17 protein-coding genes and 1 tRNA gene are annotated in these 17517 nt (G+C 58.9%); 4 read left to right on the top strand and 14 right to left on the bottom strand.

Annotated elements, in window-relative coordinates; all coding sequences use genetic code 11:
* The first annotated feature begins 44 nt into the window (after nucleotides 1-44).
* Complete coding sequence (gene galU / locus G7048_RS19465) at nucleotides 45-932, top strand: UTP--glucose-1-phosphate uridylyltransferase GalU (protein ID WP_166069724.1); 888 nt, start codon at nucleotides 45-47, stop codon at nucleotides 930-932.
* A 44-nt stretch (nucleotides 933-976) separates the two neighbouring features.
* On the opposite strand, the gene G7048_RS19460 is transcribed toward galU, so the two are convergent.
* Nucleotides 977-1858 carry a DMT family transporter gene (locus G7048_RS19460; protein ID WP_166069723.1) on the bottom strand — a complete coding sequence of 294 codons (882 nt, stop codon included), beginning with the start codon at nucleotides 1856-1858 and terminating at the stop codon, nucleotides 977-979.
* 98 nt (nucleotides 1859-1956) lie between these two features.
* On the opposite strand from G7048_RS19460, the gene G7048_RS19455 reads away from it, so the two are divergent.
* Nucleotides 1957-3282: a PLP-dependent aminotransferase family protein gene (locus G7048_RS19455; protein ID WP_166069722.1), complete on the top strand. Its 1326-nt coding sequence runs from the start codon at nucleotides 1957-1959 to the stop codon at nucleotides 3280-3282.
* Between the two features lie 264 nt (nucleotides 3283-3546).
* Here G7048_RS19455 and G7048_RS19450 read toward each other — a convergent pair whose 3' ends face one another.
* From G7048_RS19450 to cysM, 3 genes are read right to left on the bottom strand one after another with little or no spacing between them, the layout of a single operon-like run.
* Complete coding sequence (locus G7048_RS19450) at nucleotides 3547-3780, bottom strand: sulfurtransferase TusA family protein (RefSeq protein ID WP_371747568.1); 234 nt, start codon at nucleotides 3778-3780, stop codon at nucleotides 3547-3549.
* 12 nt (nucleotides 3781-3792) lie between these two features.
* Nucleotides 3793-4365, bottom strand: coding sequence for an NUDIX domain-containing protein (locus G7048_RS19445; RefSeq protein WP_166069721.1), 573 nt, complete (start codon nucleotides 4363-4365; stop codon nucleotides 3793-3795).
* Nucleotides 4366-4420: 55 nt separating this feature from the next.
* The gene (cysM, locus tag G7048_RS19440; protein ID WP_166069720.1) at nucleotides 4421-5326 is read right to left on the bottom strand and encodes a cysteine synthase CysM; all 906 of its coding nucleotides are present in this window, start codon (nucleotides 5324-5326) and stop codon (nucleotides 4421-4423) included.
* Between the two features lie 53 nt (nucleotides 5327-5379).
* Here cysM and G7048_RS19435 point away from each other — a divergent pair.
* Together G7048_RS19435 and G7048_RS19430 are read left to right on the top strand one after the other, a co-directional pair.
* Nucleotides 5380-5464 (top strand) — tRNA-Leu (locus G7048_RS19435).
* A gap of 136 nt (nucleotides 5465-5600) precedes the next feature.
* A complete protein-coding gene (locus G7048_RS19430; RefSeq protein ID WP_166069719.1) occupies nucleotides 5601-6542 on the top strand; it encodes a hypothetical protein in 942 nt (313 codons plus the stop codon).
* Nucleotides 6543-6549: 7 nt separating this feature from the next.
* Here G7048_RS19430 and G7048_RS19425 read toward each other — a convergent pair whose 3' ends face one another.
* The 10 genes from G7048_RS19425 to G7048_RS19380 all read right to left on the bottom strand — a co-directional run bounded on the left by G7048_RS19425 (nucleotide 6550) and on the right by G7048_RS19380 (nucleotide 17515).
* Nucleotides 6550-7068: a lysis system i-spanin subunit Rz gene (locus G7048_RS19425; RefSeq protein ID WP_166069718.1), complete on the bottom strand. Its 519-nt coding sequence runs from the start codon at nucleotides 7066-7068 to the stop codon at nucleotides 6550-6552.
* Complete coding sequence (locus G7048_RS19420; RefSeq protein WP_166069717.1) at nucleotides 7044-7367, bottom strand: DUF6527 family protein; 324 nt, start codon at nucleotides 7365-7367, stop codon at nucleotides 7044-7046. The genes G7048_RS19425 and G7048_RS19420 overlap by 25 nt, the downstream gene beginning before the upstream one ends.
* Entirely contained in the window at nucleotides 7364-7993 is a 630-nt protein-coding gene (locus G7048_RS19415; protein WP_166069042.1) for a lysozyme, read from the bottom strand. Before G7048_RS19415 ends, G7048_RS19420 begins: the two co-directional genes overlap by 4 nt.
* Entirely contained in the window at nucleotides 7977-8204 is a 228-nt protein-coding gene (locus G7048_RS19410; RefSeq protein ID WP_166069041.1) for a hypothetical protein, read from the bottom strand. The genes G7048_RS19415 and G7048_RS19410 overlap by 17 nt, the downstream gene beginning before the upstream one ends.
* An 88-nt stretch (nucleotides 8205-8292) precedes the next feature.
* The gene (locus tag G7048_RS19405; protein WP_166069716.1) at nucleotides 8293-8853 is read right to left on the bottom strand and encodes a hypothetical protein; all 561 of its coding nucleotides are present in this window, start codon (nucleotides 8851-8853) and stop codon (nucleotides 8293-8295) included.
* A 7-nt stretch (nucleotides 8854-8860) separates the two neighbouring features.
* On the bottom strand, nucleotides 8861-9556 hold the full coding sequence (locus G7048_RS19400; RefSeq protein WP_166069715.1) for a hypothetical protein: 696 nt from the start codon (nucleotides 9554-9556) through the stop codon (nucleotides 8861-8863).
* Nucleotides 9556-10707 carry a hypothetical protein gene (locus tag G7048_RS19395; RefSeq protein WP_166069713.1) on the bottom strand — a complete coding sequence of 384 codons (1152 nt, stop codon included), beginning with the start codon at nucleotides 10705-10707 and terminating at the stop codon, nucleotides 9556-9558. The genes G7048_RS19400 and G7048_RS19395 overlap by 1 nt, the downstream gene beginning before the upstream one ends.
* Nucleotides 10704-11621 carry a carbohydrate-binding protein gene (locus tag G7048_RS19390; protein WP_166066859.1) on the bottom strand — a complete coding sequence of 306 codons (918 nt, stop codon included), beginning with the start codon at nucleotides 11619-11621 and terminating at the stop codon, nucleotides 10704-10706. Before G7048_RS19390 ends, G7048_RS19395 begins: the two co-directional genes overlap by 4 nt.
* Nucleotides 11618-16918 carry a phage tail length tape measure family protein gene (locus tag G7048_RS19385; protein ID WP_166069712.1) on the bottom strand — a complete coding sequence of 1767 codons (5301 nt, stop codon included), beginning with the start codon at nucleotides 16916-16918 and terminating at the stop codon, nucleotides 11618-11620. Before G7048_RS19385 ends, G7048_RS19390 begins: the two co-directional genes overlap by 4 nt.
* Nucleotides 16919-17053: 135 nt before the next feature.
* The gene (locus tag G7048_RS19380) at nucleotides 17054-17515 is read right to left on the bottom strand and encodes a hypothetical protein (protein ID WP_166069711.1); all 462 of its coding nucleotides are present in this window, start codon (nucleotides 17513-17515) and stop codon (nucleotides 17054-17056) included.
* Nucleotides 17516-17517 lie beyond the last annotated feature (2 nt).

The raw sequence follows: 17517 nt of genomic DNA, 5'->3' as shown, positions 1-17517 counted from the left end.
GTTCGATTGAATTGAAATTGAATGAAGACTGAAGGTTCTCTCGCATGAGCAACAACACCCGCGTTCGCAAAGCCGTTTTCCCCGTTGCCGGTCTGGGCACGCGCTTTCTGCCTGCCACCAAGGCATCGCCGAAGGAAATGCTGCCGGTGGTCGACAAGCCGCTGATCCAGTACGCCGTGGAAGAAGCCTACGAAGCCGGCATCCGCGACATGATCTTCGTGACCGGTCGCAGCAAACGCGCCATCGAAGACCATTTCGACACCGCGTATGAACTCGAGAACGAACTCGAAAACGCAGGCAAGTCCGCCATGCTCGAACTCGTGCGCAGCATCAGCCCCGAAGACATGAACTGCCTGTTCGTGCGCCAGCCCCGCTCGCTGGGCCTCGGCCACGCTGTGCTGTGCGCCGAGCCACTGGTGGGCAACGAACCTTTTGCCGTGCTGTTGGCCGATGATTTGATGCGCGGCGAGCCCGGCGGCCCCGGTGTGATGAAGCAGATGACCACCGCCTTCCAGAAGCAAGGCCGCTCGCTGCTGGCCGTGCAGGAAGTGCCGCTCGAACAGACCAAGCGCTACGGCATCGTCAAGGGCGAAGCCGCTGGTGGCCCGTTGATGCGCATCGACGAAATCGTGGAAAAGCCCGCGCCGGAAAAGGCCCCTTCGCGCATGGGCGTGGCGGGTCGCTATGTGCTGACACCCGCGATCTTCGAAGAAATCCGCAACCAGCCCAAGGGCGCGGGTGGCGAGATCCAACTGACCGACGCGATTGGCCGTCTGATGTCCAACGAGACCGTCTACGCCTTCCAATACAGCGGCAAGCGCTACGACTGCGGCAGCAAGGAAGGCTTCCTCGAAGCCACCGTGGACCTCGCGCTGCAACACCCGGATGTGGGCTCGAGCTTCCGCGAATTCCTCAAGACGCTGAGCCTCTGATCCTTTCGCGCTCCCGCAAATTTCGCCTCATGACGCACATCGTGTCATGAGGCGAAATTCTTTGCGCCCGCCACACACAGCACCACGGCCACGGTCACGATCAACATGGCTGCGCTCACCTGCTCGTGCAGCAAAGCAGCGGCCAGTGCCAGCCCCAGAAACGGCTGCAGCAACTGCAGTTGCCCCACCGCCGCAATGCCGCCCTGCGCCAGACCGCGATACCAGAACACAAAGCCGAGAAACATGCTGAACAACGCCACATAGGCAAGGCTCAGCCAACCCGAAGCGCTCACGCTCGACAGCTGATTCGTCGGCCACCACCAGAGCATCGCCACCACCATGACGGGCAGCGACAGCACCAGCGCCCACGAGATCACCTGCCAGCCGCCCAGCGTGCGGGCGAGTCGCCCGCCTTCCGCATAACCCAGCCCGCACAGCACGATCGCCAGCAGCATCAGCGCATCGCCCACCGGTGCGGAGGTCACACCCTCGCGCAACGCAAAGCCTGCGACAAGCGCACTGCCGATCAACGAGAAAACCCAGAACGCGCGCCGTGGCCGCTCGCCGCCGCGCAGCACGCCAAACACCGCGGTGGCAAGCGGCAACAGGCCGACGAACACGATGGAATGCGCCGAGGTCACATGCTGCAGGGCCAGCGCGGTCAGCAGCGGAAAACCCACGACCACGCCCATGGCCACCACAGCCAACGACATCCATTGCACGCTGGTTGGGCGCTGTTCACGCCGCCACAGCACAATCGCAAGCGCGAGCAGCCCGGCAATCGTCGCACGCGCCACCGTCAAGAACATGGGATCGAAATCCCGCAACGCCAATCGCGTGGCGGGCAAAGAGCCGCTGAAGATCACCACGCCCAGCAGGCCGCTCCACCATCCATTGGCGCTTGAATTCTTCGACTGTTGCTGCATCGCTTTGCCCCATTTGAAAGCCGCGAAAACTGCAGCTTGCGCACATGCTAGACGGCCAATTCAATACAATCAAAAAATTGTCATGGATACATTGAACAATGGCCGATACCCGCTACAAGACGCTCGTGGACCAGTTCGCGCAGCAGATACGCTCGGGCACGCTGCCCGCTGGCACGCGGCTGCCCACGCACAGAAAGCTCGCTGCAAAACATGGCTTGGCCCTGGTCACCGCCACCCGCGTCTATGCCGAGTTGCAGGCCATGGGTCTGGTGAGCGGCGAAACCGGGCGCGGCACGTTCGTGAAAGACCTGTCGCTGCCACTCGGTCTTGGCGTCGACTATCCAGCACAAGCCCCAGAGCACGCCGACCTCACCTTCAACAGCCCCGTCGTCGCCGGACAGACCGAGCTGCTGCGCACCGCGCTGCGCCAGTTGGCCAACTCGGGCGATCTCGAATCGCTGCTGCACTACCAGCCCCATGCGGGCAGACCACGCGATCGCGCCACGCTGGCGGCGCACCTGCGTTCGCGCGGATTGGAGGTCGATGCGTCGCAACTGCTGTTCGTCGATGGCGCGCAGCACGGCCTCACCGTCACCGCCATGGCACTGCTCAAACCGGGTGATGTGGTGGCGGTCGATGCGCTTACCTATCCCGGTTTCAAGCTACTCGCCGAATCACTGCGCCTGGAGCTGTTGCCCATTCCCACATCGGGCAACGGCCCAGATCTGAAAGCGCTCGAAGCCCTGTGCACACGCCGCAAAGTGCGCGCCATCTACGCCATGCCCACCATGCACAACCCGCTCGGCTGGGTGATGAGCCTCACGCGAAGGCACAAGCTCATCGCCATCGCCCGCAAACATGGCGTGACCATCATCGAAGACGCAGCCTACGCGTTTCTCGCCGACGATCCTCCACCGCCGCTTGCAGCCCTCGCGCCCGATATCACGGTCTACGTCAGCGCCTTGTCCAAGAGCATCGCCACCGGCCTGCGCGTGGGCTTCATCGCAGCGCCCGAGCACCTCACGCAGAAGCTGGAACGCGGCATACGCGCAACCACCTGGAACACCGCAGCCGTGATGAGCACGCTCGGTTGCCGCTGGCTCGAAGACGGCACCATCGATCAGCTCGAAGCCGACAAACGCGAGGATGCAGCGGCGCGTCAGGCGATTGTGAGCGAGGTGTTTACGGGCATGCGCGTGATCCGGCACCCGAACTCATACTATGTCTGGATACCGCTTGGCGAAGACCTGCGCGCCGATCAGGTAGCTAGCGCCTTGCTGCGCCAGCGCATTGCGGTATCGACTGCAGAACCTTATGCGACCACACCGTCCGCACCGCATGCGCTGCGACTGGCGCTGGGATCGATTCCACTTTTGCAGTTGCGGACAGCGCTGATCCGCGTGCGCAACGAGATTGCGTATTGACCGAGAAAACACTGGAAGAAATTGGTTTTCGGTATTCAGACCACCAACTCCGCAGCACAACAGGCGCTCGAACTTCTAACCCCAATGACGAGACAGGCCGCCAGGCTAGGCGTCGAAGCCGCAGACAGTATGCCGATACGGCAAGGCTTCGCAACGACGCATGGCGGCCTGTATCGTCACCCCAAAACGAAGACTGCCAAAGCCCAACCTGACGGCAAGTTCGTCACATGGCAGGTTCTACGACGACAAAAACCAAAGTCTCAATCAACGACGCTTGAGGATGTGGACGAACTCATCGCCTACGGCTTTTTGCTCTACCAACTCGTTGCCCGTCTGCTTGGCAAACGCCTGAAAATCGCGCATCGATCCGGTATCGGTCGACACCACCTTGAGCAGCTGTCCGCTCGCCAGTTCCGCCAGCGCCTTCTTGGCACGCAGAATGGGCAGCGGGCAGTTCAGGCCACGGGCATCGACTTCCTTGTCTACTTGGATATCCATTTTTCAGTTCACTCAATTCTTGGGAGCATCGGGCTGGTCGAGGCCGCGACGGCGCTCCGCGTTTTCTTCTTCGGTGAAGAACACCGGTTCATAGCCACGCGACTTCAACCAATCCGCGAGCGCGTAGCCCGTGCCCGCAGGCCAGCACTTGAGCTCGCCCAGATTCACGAACTTGTAGTCCACGAGTTCCGGCGACAGCTTGACCTCGCCTTCGGCCACCACGTGATACGCGATGATGACCTGGTTCATGCGCAGGAATTCGTAGGCCCCCACGATGGTGCAGGACTTCACGTCGAGGTTGGTTTCCTCCTTCACCTCGCGCGCAATGCCCTCTGTCGGCGACTCGCCCGCCTCCATGAAACCCGTGATCAGCGCAAACATCCTGGGCGGCCACATCGCGTTGCGCGCGAGCAGGATCTGCCCGTTCACTTCCACGATGGCGGCCAGCACCGGCGTCGGATTGTTCCAGTGCGTCCATCCGCAGGCAGTGCAACGCAGGCGCTCCTTGACGCCCCCGTCCTCCATCATCGGCATGAGCTCCAATTCATTCGCGCAATTCGGACAGAAACGGGTTTCGTGGTGCATGTCTGTTGGTTTTTCTTTGGCTGGCTGGGTGCTGGCTTGTCTGCAGGTGACTTCGTCAGGCAGGAAACACGCCCGTGGACAGATAACGATCGCCGCGATCGCACACCACGAACACGATGGTCGCGTTCTCTTCGCGCTCGCTGATCTGCTGCGCCACATGGCACGCACCAGCGGCCGAGATGCCCGCAAAAATGCCTTCTTCGCGCGCCAGACGACGTGCCATGTCTTCGGCATCGTCCTGCGTCACATACACCAGTTCATCGACCAGCGATGGCTCGTAGATCTTGGGCAGGTATTCCTCGGGCCACTTGCGAATGCCGGGAATGCGCGACCCTTCAGTCGGCTGCGCACCAATGATCTTCACGTTCGGGTTCTTTTCCTTGAGGAATTTCGCCACACCGGTGATCGTGCCGGTCGTGCCCATTGCGCTCACAAAGTGCGTGATGCGACCACCGGTCTGCTCCCACAGTTCCGGGCCGGTCGTTTCATAGTGAGCACGTGGATTGTCCGCATTCGCGAACTGATCCAGCACCACGCCCTTGCCCTGCTTGACCATGGTGTCGGCCAAATCGCGGGCATATTCCATGCCGCCGCTCTTGGGCGTGAGGATCAGTTCGGCGCCATAAGCTTTCATGGTCTGCGCGCGCTCGATGGACAGGTCCTCGGGCATGATCAGCACCATGCGATAGCCCTTGATCGCCGCTGCCATCGCCAGTGCAATGCCAGTGTTGCCAGACGTCGCCTCGATCAGCGTGTCGCCGGGCTTGATCTCTCCGCGCTCCTCCGCGCGGCGGATCATCGACACCGCAGGTCGGTCCTTCACCGATCCCGCAGGGTTGTTGCCCTCCAGCTTGCCAAGAATCACATTGCCGCGTGCGGCATTGTTTTGCGCTCCAATACGTTGCAGCGCAACCAGCGGAGTGTGGCCGATTGCGTCCTCGATGGTCGGGTAGGAATTCATACCCCAATACTGTGCCATAATTCGAGCTTCGGCGAATTACCGCAACCCTCAAAGCCCGAGTGGTGGAATTGGTAGACGCAGCGGACTCAAAATCCGCCGCCGCAAGGCGTGCCGGTTCGATTCCGGCCTCGGGCACCACTGGGTGCAAATACAGTGGTTTATCTCCTTATAGAGTACGATTCCCCCCTCTTGCGGGGCATCACCTCTTTTTAGCTCTGCGAACAGATTTGCACACACGCTTCCCACAAAGCGTGCGAACAAGCGGAGCAACACCATGGCCTACATTGGCAAATTCAGAGACGGCTGGAGAGCACAAATCCAGCGCGATGGCGTGCGCGTTTCCAAGACCTTTGCGCTCAAAAAGGATGCCCAGACTTGGGCGAACGAGCAGGAGAGCAAAAAAACCCTCCGAAAAGACCACACGCTTGGTCAGGCCTGCAAAAAATATCTTGAATCCGTGAGTATCGAAAAGCGCGGTGCAGTTGACTGGGAGCGCAGGCGGTTTGAGGCATTCTGTCAGCACTTCGATGAAACCATTGACCTACACGAAATCACAAGCGAGAAGCTTGGCGAGTGGCGTGACAAGCGCCTGAAAACGGTCAGCGGCTCGACCGTGCTCCGTGAAGTCAACCTGTTCCGCAACATGTTCAAGATCGCGGTCAGTGAGTGGAAGTGGATTCCGGCAAGCCCATTTGATGGGGTACGCCTACCAAAAGAAAATCCACCCCGTCGAGAAATCTGGCGCTGGCAAGAGGTGCGCCGCGTGCTGCGAGCTGGACAACGTTCTGGCGGCAAAATTCTAGAAGTCACCCAAGCTTTTCACATCGCCCTGCGCACTGCGATGCGGCTCCAAGAAGCTTTGGCCGCACCCGTCGGCTTCAATGAGGCGCGCAAGACGGTCACCATTCCGTCGAGCAAAACTAACGCCGCGCCAGACACGATCCCACTCACCCGCCAAGGACACCGCGTGCTGCGCAAAATGCCTTCGCGCTTTGAGGTAGAGCCCAACGAGGCTAGCACCCTGTTTTCCAAGCTCTGCAAGCAGCAGTTGATAAAGGGCTTGGAGTTCCGAGACTCCCGCGCCACTGCGCTAACGCTCATGTCACGCAAGATGGACATCCTCACACTGGCCCGGATCAGTCGTCACAAAAACCTCGATCTCCTGCGAAGCACCTACTACCGCGAGACCGCAGAAGACATCGCCGCACGGATTTGATACTCACTCACTCGGCAGCTTGAGACCGAGCTTTGTGGCAGGTCTCGGCATACCGCTGGAGGTAGTCGAGTTTTTCGGCGTCAAGCTGGACGGACTCTCGGAGATCGAGAACACGGCTTGCAGCTTCGCGGTCGAGCTCGACGGCTGCATCGCCCAAGCTGCTGGTGCTTGAATCTGCGGCCCAGCTACTACTGGACTCACGCACGACACGGGTGACGATGCGCACCCCGCAAGTGCCAGCAGCGACACAAGCGCGCAGGCTACGGTTTTCTTGATCATTTTTGGCGATCCTCTCTGTTGCTGATTTGTCGGCTATGCTGATTGCGGTGTTCGCCGCTTGCTCGAGCTTGCGAACTGCGGTCACAGCGTCGGTCGTCTTCCGCGCTATCCCGGCCAGCACCTCAGCGTGCTGCCGCTTCACGTCGGCCAGATCGGCACCGGTGCGCCAGCCGTTGACGGCCCAACCGGTGGCAAGGCCGAGCGCGAAAAGGACGGCGGCGATTAAGACTTTGAGTTGGGCGACCATTCAATCCACTCCGGCAAATCAACGGTCTGGCCAGCGAGTGCATGAGTGCAGTCGCCAAGAAACTGGATTCGGCCATCAGTCACAAACGAGTGACACACCGCAGGCGGCGCACCATCGCGACCAGCATCCGCGCCGGTATACGTGACCAGCACGGACGGTGAGAACGTTGGCTTTTCAAGCGATCCGTTCCAGCTCCAATTTGGGCCATCTTCTGCGCCGTGCTGGATTGCGTGCTGAGCGTCACAGCCGGGGCAGTGAAAACGCAACAGTTCTTCATTCTGTTTAATGACTGGTTTCATAGTCCGTCCTCACACAACTCACCATTGGCATCCGCCCGGATCATCAACCCCGGCAACGCCACAGACACGCCGTTGACCGTGCCTCTGTTCCATCGCGGGTTTTCTCGGCACGCGCCCACCAGGTCGCCCGCATTCGCCTTGCGCAGCATGGTGGATGACGCGAAAGCGCCCTCGCCTTTGTTGTGCAGGAAGTCGATGAACGTGGCCTGCGTGAACGCCCCATAGCCATCCCACAAACGAAGAAGCCGCTTTGCAGCGGCCTCAGATCGGATGTAGCGGGCTTTCTCAAGCCGGTAGCAGTCGGTGGGCGTGTAGTACCTCAGTACCACCTCCGGCCCCGTGATCCCGTTGCAAACGGTCAGAGGCTGCCCCTTGCCCAGCTTGTCGATGTACGGGTCGCCAATGTGTCGATAGCTGGACTCGTAGTAAGAGCCCATCACCATGGCGATCTTGACCGCAGTGGATGTGCTCGTGTCCTCGGCCACGGCTTGGATGTACTCATTGCGCTTGGCTTCGGCGGCTGCGATGGCTTGCTCGCGCTCACCGACGACATAGCCACCACCCACTCCGCCGAGCAGGACAAGGGCCAGTATGCCCGCGCGAAGGGCATCAGGAATTTTGCTCATCGCACTCTCCAAACTTGCACGCCCAGCGCCCCCATCGATAACGACAGAGCCAGCGGCACAGCTTGCGGCCCAAGTCCGTTTCCTCGCGCATCCACTTGCGTGCGTAGTAGCCAATCTGCACTAGCAGCAGCACCACAGTCAGGACCATGATCACCCACTGGCCGGTCAGCAGAAAAGCCGCCTGCCCCGGCACTTGTCCAGCCAATCCCATTGCAATATCCCTCGCCTCTGTTTGATTCATCGTTGGCCTTTCGGAAAAAAGAAAACCCGCCGAAGCGGGTCTGTTGGTGTTGTCTGGCTTACAGGGTCTTGGCGTAGTCAAACAACGCCTGCAAGTTGCTCGCGGACAAATCGAGCGATGCAGCCAGCATCTGCACGGTCGGGCTATCGCTCTCAATCGATGCTGCGCCCTGCCAGTCCACGCGCGCCCGGTAGCGCTGCGTCTCGTCCGGGACCTGATCGATCTGTGCATCGATGTCGCTGTCCTTGATGCCTCGCAGGTCGAACAGCGCGAGCAGCGCCTGACGTTTTGTGATCGTGATTCGTGCTGCGTCTGCTGCGGCCTTCTCATCGGCCACGCGCTGCGCGTCGATCTGCGCCAACTCGTCGCCGTTCAGGGCAACGATTTGCCACTTTTGCGTCAGCACGCCGCCCACTTTTTTCGGTGCGATCTGCACGGCCTTATGAGTCGTTGCGTCGTGCTCTGGCTGGACCGTGGCCGAGTAGCTCTCGAAGTGCTCCAGCACTCCCTCAAACTCATCCGCGATCATCGCCACGCGGCCCTCTTGCGCAAACCACGAGCGCATATCACCAACCGACAAGCCGAATTCGCCTGTTTCTGTGTTTCGAATGTTATTCATGTGATCCTCAATTGATCAGGCCACCAAGGCGCGTGCCCGTGGCGATCCAAGTGACTTTGCTGTTGCCGTTGACTGCGTTGCCAGCGGCCACTCCCGCCTGGGCATATGACTCATATCCAGCTGCCGAATAGTTGCCTCCCACGGAGCCATCAGCGCCAGCAGACCCAGCAGTACCCCATGCGCCACCATTTCCACCGGGGCCGCCGCTGGCCCATGGGCGCGTGCCAACGACGGAGCCGGAATATTCGCTGTAGCTGCCGCTTGCGCCATTGCCTGCAGCCACAACTGTCAGCGAGCTTGCATTCTGGAAGCCCTGCCCATCACCGCCAGCACCGCCTGCACCGCCGACTCGACTAGCGCTGTAGTCACACCAGACTGATGCTCCCGCGCCTCCCTTGCCGCCACCTCCGCTGATGATCCCGAGATTGTTGATCTCAACGGCGATGCCAGTGGTCAATGCGGTTCCTGAGTTCAGCACACCGCCGATCCGCGTGGATGCGGAAATGTTGATACGCAAGCCACCCGCGAAAGCTGTTGATCCAAGATTCAGCGTGTTGATCAGCGGTGCGGTGATGTCGACAATCAGCTTTTTGCTCGGACTCCAACCTGCTGCAAGCGCCAAAGCGCGGATATCTGGATTTGCGACCGAGGCTGTGATATTCAGCACAAACGATCCACCACTGGCAGCGATCAATCTGGACATCACCATGGGTGCAGCCCTCCGTCATATGCCTGCCAGTTGCCGTCCTGCCGAGCCACGAGCGTGACTGTCAGGATGTGGCTTGCAACGCCTGAACGGATGCCTCCGACTGGAGCCTTGACGTTGCTCGAAAACGCAATCGACGAGACCGAAGGAAACGAGAACATCAACGTGATCTGATCACCCGGCTTACGCGATGCAGCAAGCGTGACTGTCAGTGGAGCACTGATGTCGATGTACTGCAACGTGGCCTCGCGGGGGTTCGCCGTGTACGCGGATCCGGGCGCGGAAACGTATTTCGACTTTTCCATCAGGCTGATGTCGCCGAAGAACCGCTGCCACGGGCTCCACGTCGAGTCGTGCAGCGAGCGGACGAACATCGACGACTGCTCAGCGCCAGCAAATACTTGCCATGCAATCTGAGTGCGGCGAGTCCCGGAGCCAAACGTGAATACATTCCAGTACGACGGAAACCCCGATGCAGGCCAGTCCGCGCCTGCAGATGCAGTACCGGGAAAAGTCGCCCACTGCCCCAGTGGCGCATCAGACATGTACGCTGCCTCAGCCATCATCTGAGCGCCGCTTGTCACTGCATTGGTGATCCCGTACCCACTGACTGTTGACGGCTTGTTGAGCACCTGAGTCACCCAATCTACCGTGGCCGGATTCCCCACACCCACGACCCACGCAGTACCAGACCACCAGTGCCAGCTGGAGCTTGTCGTGTTCGTGTACCACGCGCCCACCTGGAGCGCCGCGCCTTGGTTGTCGGTCGTTGGGGCGGAGGTCTTCGCGCCGAGGTAGAGCTTCTGCATCGTGGCAAGCGATGCGGCTGCCGTGCCCGCACTGGTCGATGCGGCAGAGGCGCTGCCAGACGCTGCCGATGCGCTCCCGGCGGCAGCTGAAGCACTGCCAGAGGCCGCGCTCGCGCTGCCCGATGCGGCACCTGCAGATCCAGCTGCGGCACTTGCCCGCTCGTTCGCCGCCGTCGCGTTGTTCCACACATTCTGGATCGCCGCATTCATCTGGCTTACCAGCTTTTTCAAGGCCGCGACAAGGTTGAACGACTTCGTGTTGAACTCTGCTGGCGTGTCCGTTGGCAACGGCTCAGGGGGCAGTGCGTCAATGCCAGGTGGCGTGACAATATCGGTCATGTGAGACCCTCCAATTCGATTTCTGAATCCGCGTAGTCGGTGTAGTTGAGGATGATGTCGAACGACTTGTAGAAGCCGTAAACGGTCGTCGATTCGTACTTGCTGGAGCCGATCCAGAGGCACGGTGTTGCGCGAACTTCAGCGAGGAAATCGTTGAACGCATCGACCTCGCCCGAGGTCATCAACATCGAGAAGTTGGCCCGCTTTGCGAAGGCTCGCTCAACGATCAACACGTCTCCGAACTCGTTGCGCTCCTTGCGTGAATAGTCCTGAATTCCGACCCGTGCACCGCGCAGAACACCCATGGTGAACTGCTTCATTTGTCCCAGCAGAATCACCCCGACAGCAAGCTCTGTTGTGCCGATAATCTCGATCACGATCTCTGCTGTTGGGTAGCTCGGCAGATCGGTTATCAGCACCTGCGTCGGTGTTCGGCGCTCCCCGAATACCCACTCCCACCAGCCAGTCGAGACCGGCGTGCTGGCGAGGTTGTAGGTCTTGTCGTGGACCGTTCCGTATGTCGGATCGATCATTCGAACCCGCATCGACGTCCCGCCCTTGATGTTCAACACACCGAGCGATGTGATCGCCTGTCCGGGCCTCAGGCTGTACCAGATGTTGGACGGAAAAACCGTCTGACTGGACACCGATTTGTCGAACGCTTTCCATCGGTTCGTTGCCCCGACTTCGAGCCATTTTGGTTCGGCAACCACTGCCGTTGGATCGTTGCCAACATTGCTGGCAACTGTGCTTTGATAGACCTTGTGCGTTGCGGCCACAATGACCCGATCACTCACGCCATAGCTAGCGCTGGCGTTCCATTCACCGTAATCGGCTTCAGGAACACCAGTGCCAATAAGCATTGCAGGGGTGATCGAGACAGGCCGCACTACACGTAGTGCGGTTGTACTCATGCAGGTTGTTCCTCTCGTTGCGGTGGCATGCCGCCACCTTCCCAGCGCTCGACAACCTTGGCGACGCGCAGATTCAAGCGCGCGATTTCTCCGGCCTGAATCTTGTTTTCTTCACGCAGAGCGCGAAGCTCCGAAACGACATCGGCATTGCTGCCGCCGCCACCGTTTTGCAGTGCCGCCATCAACGCGCGGTTGTCGGCCTTCGGTATGATCGCCTCGCCTTCATGCACCATCGCCAGCATGTCGCGAGGCACATAGTTCGTGCCAACGTCAAACTTCGGAATCCCGAGTCGCTTGCCAGCATCGATGAGGTCTTGATAACCCCAGCCCATGACTGCCGCGATGTCATTCATCGAGTAGCCCTGAGCCTTGCCGTCGTTCAGCATGCCCGCGACATCGCCGGTCCCGCGCCACTTGTCGATCCACTTGTCCAAGCTTGTCAGCTCGTCCGAGTTGTCAACTACATACGTTGTGCCAGCGCCTGTGACGACCTCGCGATACCAGCCACCTGAACCGGTTGGCCCGCTCTTGACGGGATCACCAGCGACAGCACCGTTGCCCACTGTCGGCCCGGTTGTGCCGGGCTTCGTGGTCGTGCCTGTTGTGGGTGTCGATGTCTTGAGGTCGTAGAGCCTGTAGATGTCACGCACGGCCTGCTCGACCGAGATGGTGGCGTCGTACTCGCCCTTGCTGATCGCGACCAGTTCCTTGATGTTGGAAAGCTGGTCCTGCAGATATTTGGTCTGCTTGTCGATGCTCGTGATCTGGTTGTCCAGCGCTTCGAGTTGCAGTTCGGCAGTGGTCTTTTGCTCACCGGAAATCGACTGCAGAGCAGACAGCTTCCCAGCCAGCAGCAGCGTGTCGTAGTCCTTCTCGACTTGGGACTTGTAGGCTCCCTCATCGATGCCAGAGCGCACAGCAGAAATGGCTTGCGAGAGTTGGTCTTGCTCCGGCAGGTAGCCGGTAGACAGCGCCGCACTCAGAGCCATGTCGATGAACGCACGCCCTTGTGAGGCTTGCATTGCAGCGACAGACTCAACCGATCCGTACAGCTCTCGTGCACTGTCGCGCACCAGGTCAAACACACCCGTGATCAGCGACAGGGACTCATTGGCAAGCGAGCGCTGTTCGGTGAGTGTGGCCTTCTGGTCATTGAGTCGATCAACCTCGCGCGCCGTGGCCTGCTCAAGATTGCGCATTGCCTTGTTCTGCGCATCCTCCAATGCTTTCTTGGCATTTGCTGCTATCTCATCCGCCGCCGCCTTCGCCGCCGCCAACTCATCCAGATGAGCCTGCGTAGCCGACACGACAGCATCAACACCCAAACCAAACTGTTCGGCGAACTTCAGCAACGCGGCAAGCAGCACCTCATCTTTCGCGGATATGGCTTTGTCTACTAGCTCGCGATACTTCTGCATCGCATTGTCATCCTCTACCCGAAGATCGAATCCCAAACTCTCCATTCCGCTGTTGGCTGTAGAGATTTGCCGTGCTCGCTTTTCGTCGTCTGAGTAGTAGCGGTCGTAGTAGCTGACAGCTGCTGTGTTGAGGTTGTCAATCCCGCCCATAGCCTCAATCAACTTGCTCGCCCAGTCACCGCTTGCAATCGATGCAGCCAGCAAATCCGCGCCAAGCATGTCAAACACCTGATTGACACCAACCAGACTGCCGGAGATACGATTGAGCGCAGCGACGGCAGTCTCGCCCTCGCGGACGTACTCGCTCATCACCCATTCCATCGATGTGACGGTTTCGGTGACGTCGTGCCAGATCCGGTTTTCGTAGACGTTGCCGTCTTCGTCGTGGACGGGGATGATCTCTGCGTAGGTGCGCGTAACTTCCCGCGTCACCTCCTGCATCGAACCAAGCACCGAGCGCGCCAAGTCTTCGTTGGCCTTCTCCAAGGCTGCCTTGACCTTGGCGGTAGCCTCCTCTTCGGTGAGCCCGGAAAGCTCAATGCCCAAACCACCCGTGTCCGGGTGGATTTCATCCAGACCCAGCGTCGTCTTCATTTTGCGAACGGCGTCGCCGTCAAGCCCAAGGGATTCAGCTTGCAGCGCAACCGTTTCACGGATGGCCGAATAGCTCTGCTGCAAGATGTCAATTGGCCCCTGAGACGCGGCGATGGATGAACCGTACTTGCCTTCCAGCATCTCCACCCGCTCGCGCAGATACTTCATGCGGTAGGCGAGATTGCCATCCGTTTCCAACTCTGGGTTTTTCTTGAGTTCCTCAATTTCGGCGCGAGCCTTCTCCAGCTCCTTTTCGGCGATGATGTATTTGTACGAAGGCCCGCTGAAAAGGCTTCCCCCTTCTCGCATGAGCTGGTATCCGTACAAGTCCCCGCCAAGCTCACCAGTGAGACCCGCGCCTACCTGCTTCTCGCTCTTGAACATGCCGCCGAGATATGCAGCCGCCATCACGATGGCAGCACCAATGCCAGCACCACTGAACGCGCCGAGGCCTGCCGCGCTGCCGCCGCTAGCCGCCGTACCGGTGGCATGAATACCAACACCGGCACCCGGCCCCATCATCGTTGCTGGCATCGTGTATCCAGACATCGACATACCCATCCCGGTCAGCCAGTTGCTACCCATCATCGTGCCGAGATTCGTGGCCATAGTGCCGATCGTGCTCATTGTCGAGCCGGTGTACAGGCCGTAGAGAGACTGGGCATTGCTCGCTATCCCCATGATCCCAGAGCCACCGCTGCCGCCACCACCTCCGCCAAACAGGGAGCCAACAGCTCCAACAATACCTTCGATACCCCCCATGAGATTGGTGGTGATATTCACGACCCACTTCTTGATGAGCGCCTGATAGATGCCATCTGCGATCGATGTCAGAACAGTGGTTTTCAACGACTTGCCGAAAGCCTTCAGCCCATCCATGCCGTTGTTGGCCATGTCCGCAAACCCCTGGCGGAAGATGTCATCGAACTTCTGGGCTTGTTGCTGGACAAATTGATCTTGGATTTGCAGAAGTTGGCCTTGCAACTCAATCTCTGCCTTGATGCGAGCATCCGCGATCAACTTGTTTTTGCGGTTCTCATTCTCAACCGGATCGAGGCTATACGTCTCCTTCTCGATGTCGCGGATTTCCTTTTGCAGCTTCAGCTCAGACTGCTTCACGGCGATCAACTTGGAACGCTTCTGCTCTTCCATACCCAGCAAGGACATGCCGTACTGCTGAAGCTCTAACTGCTCCTGCGCTGCCTTGATGCCATCGTCATACTTCAGCAAACTCTGCTGGTAGACGCCCTTCATGAGCGATTCCGCATAGTCCTCTGCCGCTTTGGCCATGGCGTTCAGGCCGTCAACACCATCTTGCGTCCAAGGGCCCACATTCTTGGCATTCAACGCGGCGAGCTTTGCCTGCTCTGCGGCCATTGCAGCAATCGCGGTCTTTGACTTCCCGAAGGTTTCGTTTGCCGCGTTCTGTTGGGCCGTTTGCTCGTCCAGTGCAGCAGCCGATTTGAATAGGCCATCTGTGTACTTTCGGTACGCCTTGTCCGCCTCGTCAACATCCTTGGTCTGCGCCTTCATGAACGGCTGGTCGGCCAGCAGTTTGGCCTGCGCCTTTGCCAAGTCCTCGGCACTGCCTCCGGTGCGCTTGTATGCCTTGGCAAGGTTGTCCCAGTCCTCGTAAAAGGTGGAACTCAGGCCCGCGAGCTGACCGACCAATTTTGTCTGATCCGCCAGCTCCTTGTTTGCAGCCTTGATTGCCGAAGCACCGCCCTTGTCTTTGTACTTTTCGTTGATGTCGGCGAGACGCTGACGAAGTCCCGCCTCGGTCAGTAGTCCCGCCGCAATCAGCGCCTGCCCTTCCACCTTTGCCTTATTGATCTCATCGTCGCGCTTCGCGGCCTTTGTGCGGAATTGGTCACCCTCTTTGTCCCATTGCGTCAGCATCTGCGTTTGCTTGGCGCTTTCCGCCTTTTGCTCTGCATTCTGCCGCTCCTGATATGCGACACCCTCAAGTGCTGCGGCCTGCGCGTGCAGACTTTGCAGCCTTGCATTGTCGATCTCTAGAGCACGCTTGGCTTCTCCCGACTGAAGTTGTACTCCGGCAAAACCACCCGTACCCGCAGTGCTCGCACCCGAAGCAATGCGGCCCTCTACTGCAGCAATTTCTTTTCGAACGCTGGCGAGTTTGTCGCTAGTGGTTTTTTCTCGACCGATGCCAAGCATCGCATCCCAGCCTGCCTTTGCCCCATCCTTGATAGCCAACCACGCGCGCTCAATGCTGCCGAGGTTGTTCAGAATCTCCGTAGACCTGCTCGATAAAGAATCGGCATAGGCCCGCTGAGCAACTGCTGTAGCCTCGGCAGCTTTCCCTTGCTCCTCCAGGCTCTTGATCTGCTTGTAAACGCTGATCGTGAGGAAATTGGTTCCGTCATTGAGCTTAAGAACAGCCTTCAACGGATCATTTGCCAGCGAGGAAAACTTCTCCGCCGTCTTGTCAACAGCTTGACCAGTCGCGCGCTCATAAAGAACCGCTGCTTGCGCGGCCTCCTTGAGTACGTCAGACGTGACTTTGCCGCCCGATGCCATCGCCGCCAATGATTCAGCAGCAGCGCCTTGCGTGCCTACAACGCCACTGATGGCGAGTGCGTAGGCCGAGAGCTGCGACACGGACGTGCCAGCAGCATTGCCAGACAGAATAATCGCGCTACGGTAAGCGTCTGCCTCTTTGCTACCTGAGTTGTATGCAACAGCCAGAACAGCCACCGCAGCAGCAGCCAATGTGAATGGGTTAACAAGGCCAAGAACATAGCCACCCAATGCTTTTGTTGCGTTGCCAACACCTCCGAACATATCCTTCAACTGCCCACCTTGTTGAAGCAATACGGTCATAGGCGCTTGGCCACCTTGCAACGACACAATGATGTCGGTGAATTGGGCTGGCACCCCACGCAAGGCGGCAGCCGTAGCTTTCGCGGACATGCCCATGCTATCCAGCGATCCAGAAGCAATGCGTTGCGCCTCCTCTGCCTTCTTGAGCTCGGCAATGTATGGCGCAAATTTGGACGCATCGAGCCCCTTCGCGTCGATGTTGAATTCGAGCTTTTCGCTGGCGGTCTTTCCCAACGTCTGCAGCTCTTGCGTGGACTTCTTGATCGCATCACGCATGCGAGCTTCTGCGCGAGTAAAGCGCTCAGCCCCCTTCTCGGCACCGTCTCCAATGCTGTCAACAGCCTTGCCAGCGTCGTTTGCAGATTTGGCAACTTCCGTCGCCATCTTCCCGGCCTTGTTGCCGACACGATCAAAGGCGGCCTCAACCTGTTCGGTTGACATGACTACTTCGCCTTGGATATTCAGGTCATTTGCCATGCGCCCGCCCAATAAAAAAGCCCACGCCGAAAAGCGTGAGCCCATAAAAAAGGCCCGCCGAAGCGAGCCTTGGAATTAGTAACGAAAAATAGCTAGCGTTCAGCCATTCACAGCCTTCAGTGCTTTGTACAACTCCGAAGGTTGGTGTATGACATTGCACATTTCATGCTTTTGCATCGGGTATGCCGAACCGCAAACGGATTCCCACTGCGTAACGAGATCGCATTGAGTTGCGATCTTCACGAAATCGTTTTTCCCGCCAGATCGAAGGTCTAGCCACAACATGCGAAAGTCGCTGTCTTCAGGTGATTTGACTATGGCGACCGTATCAGTGCTCTGCTGGTAGAAGAATGGGGTATTGCCAACGAAACCTCCCATGCGGTTCTTGGCATTCACGTAACCACAGACATCGCCCGTATCTTTACCAGCCCGCATTTCTGAAAATTGCGCACTATCCGGGTCGTTGAGGAGTTTCTTTACCGCCGTTTTGGCTGTTTGGTTTGAGCAGGCCGACAACAACAATATTGCAAGCGGTATCGCCCATCGATTTTTGATTCGCATAT

It is taken from the genome of Diaphorobacter sp. HDW4B, from assembly GCF_011305535.1.
In the GTDB taxonomy this organism is placed as follows: Bacteria; Pseudomonadota; Gammaproteobacteria; order Burkholderiales; family Burkholderiaceae_C; genus Diaphorobacter_A.
This window is presented reverse-complemented; position numbering and strand designations above follow the sequence as displayed.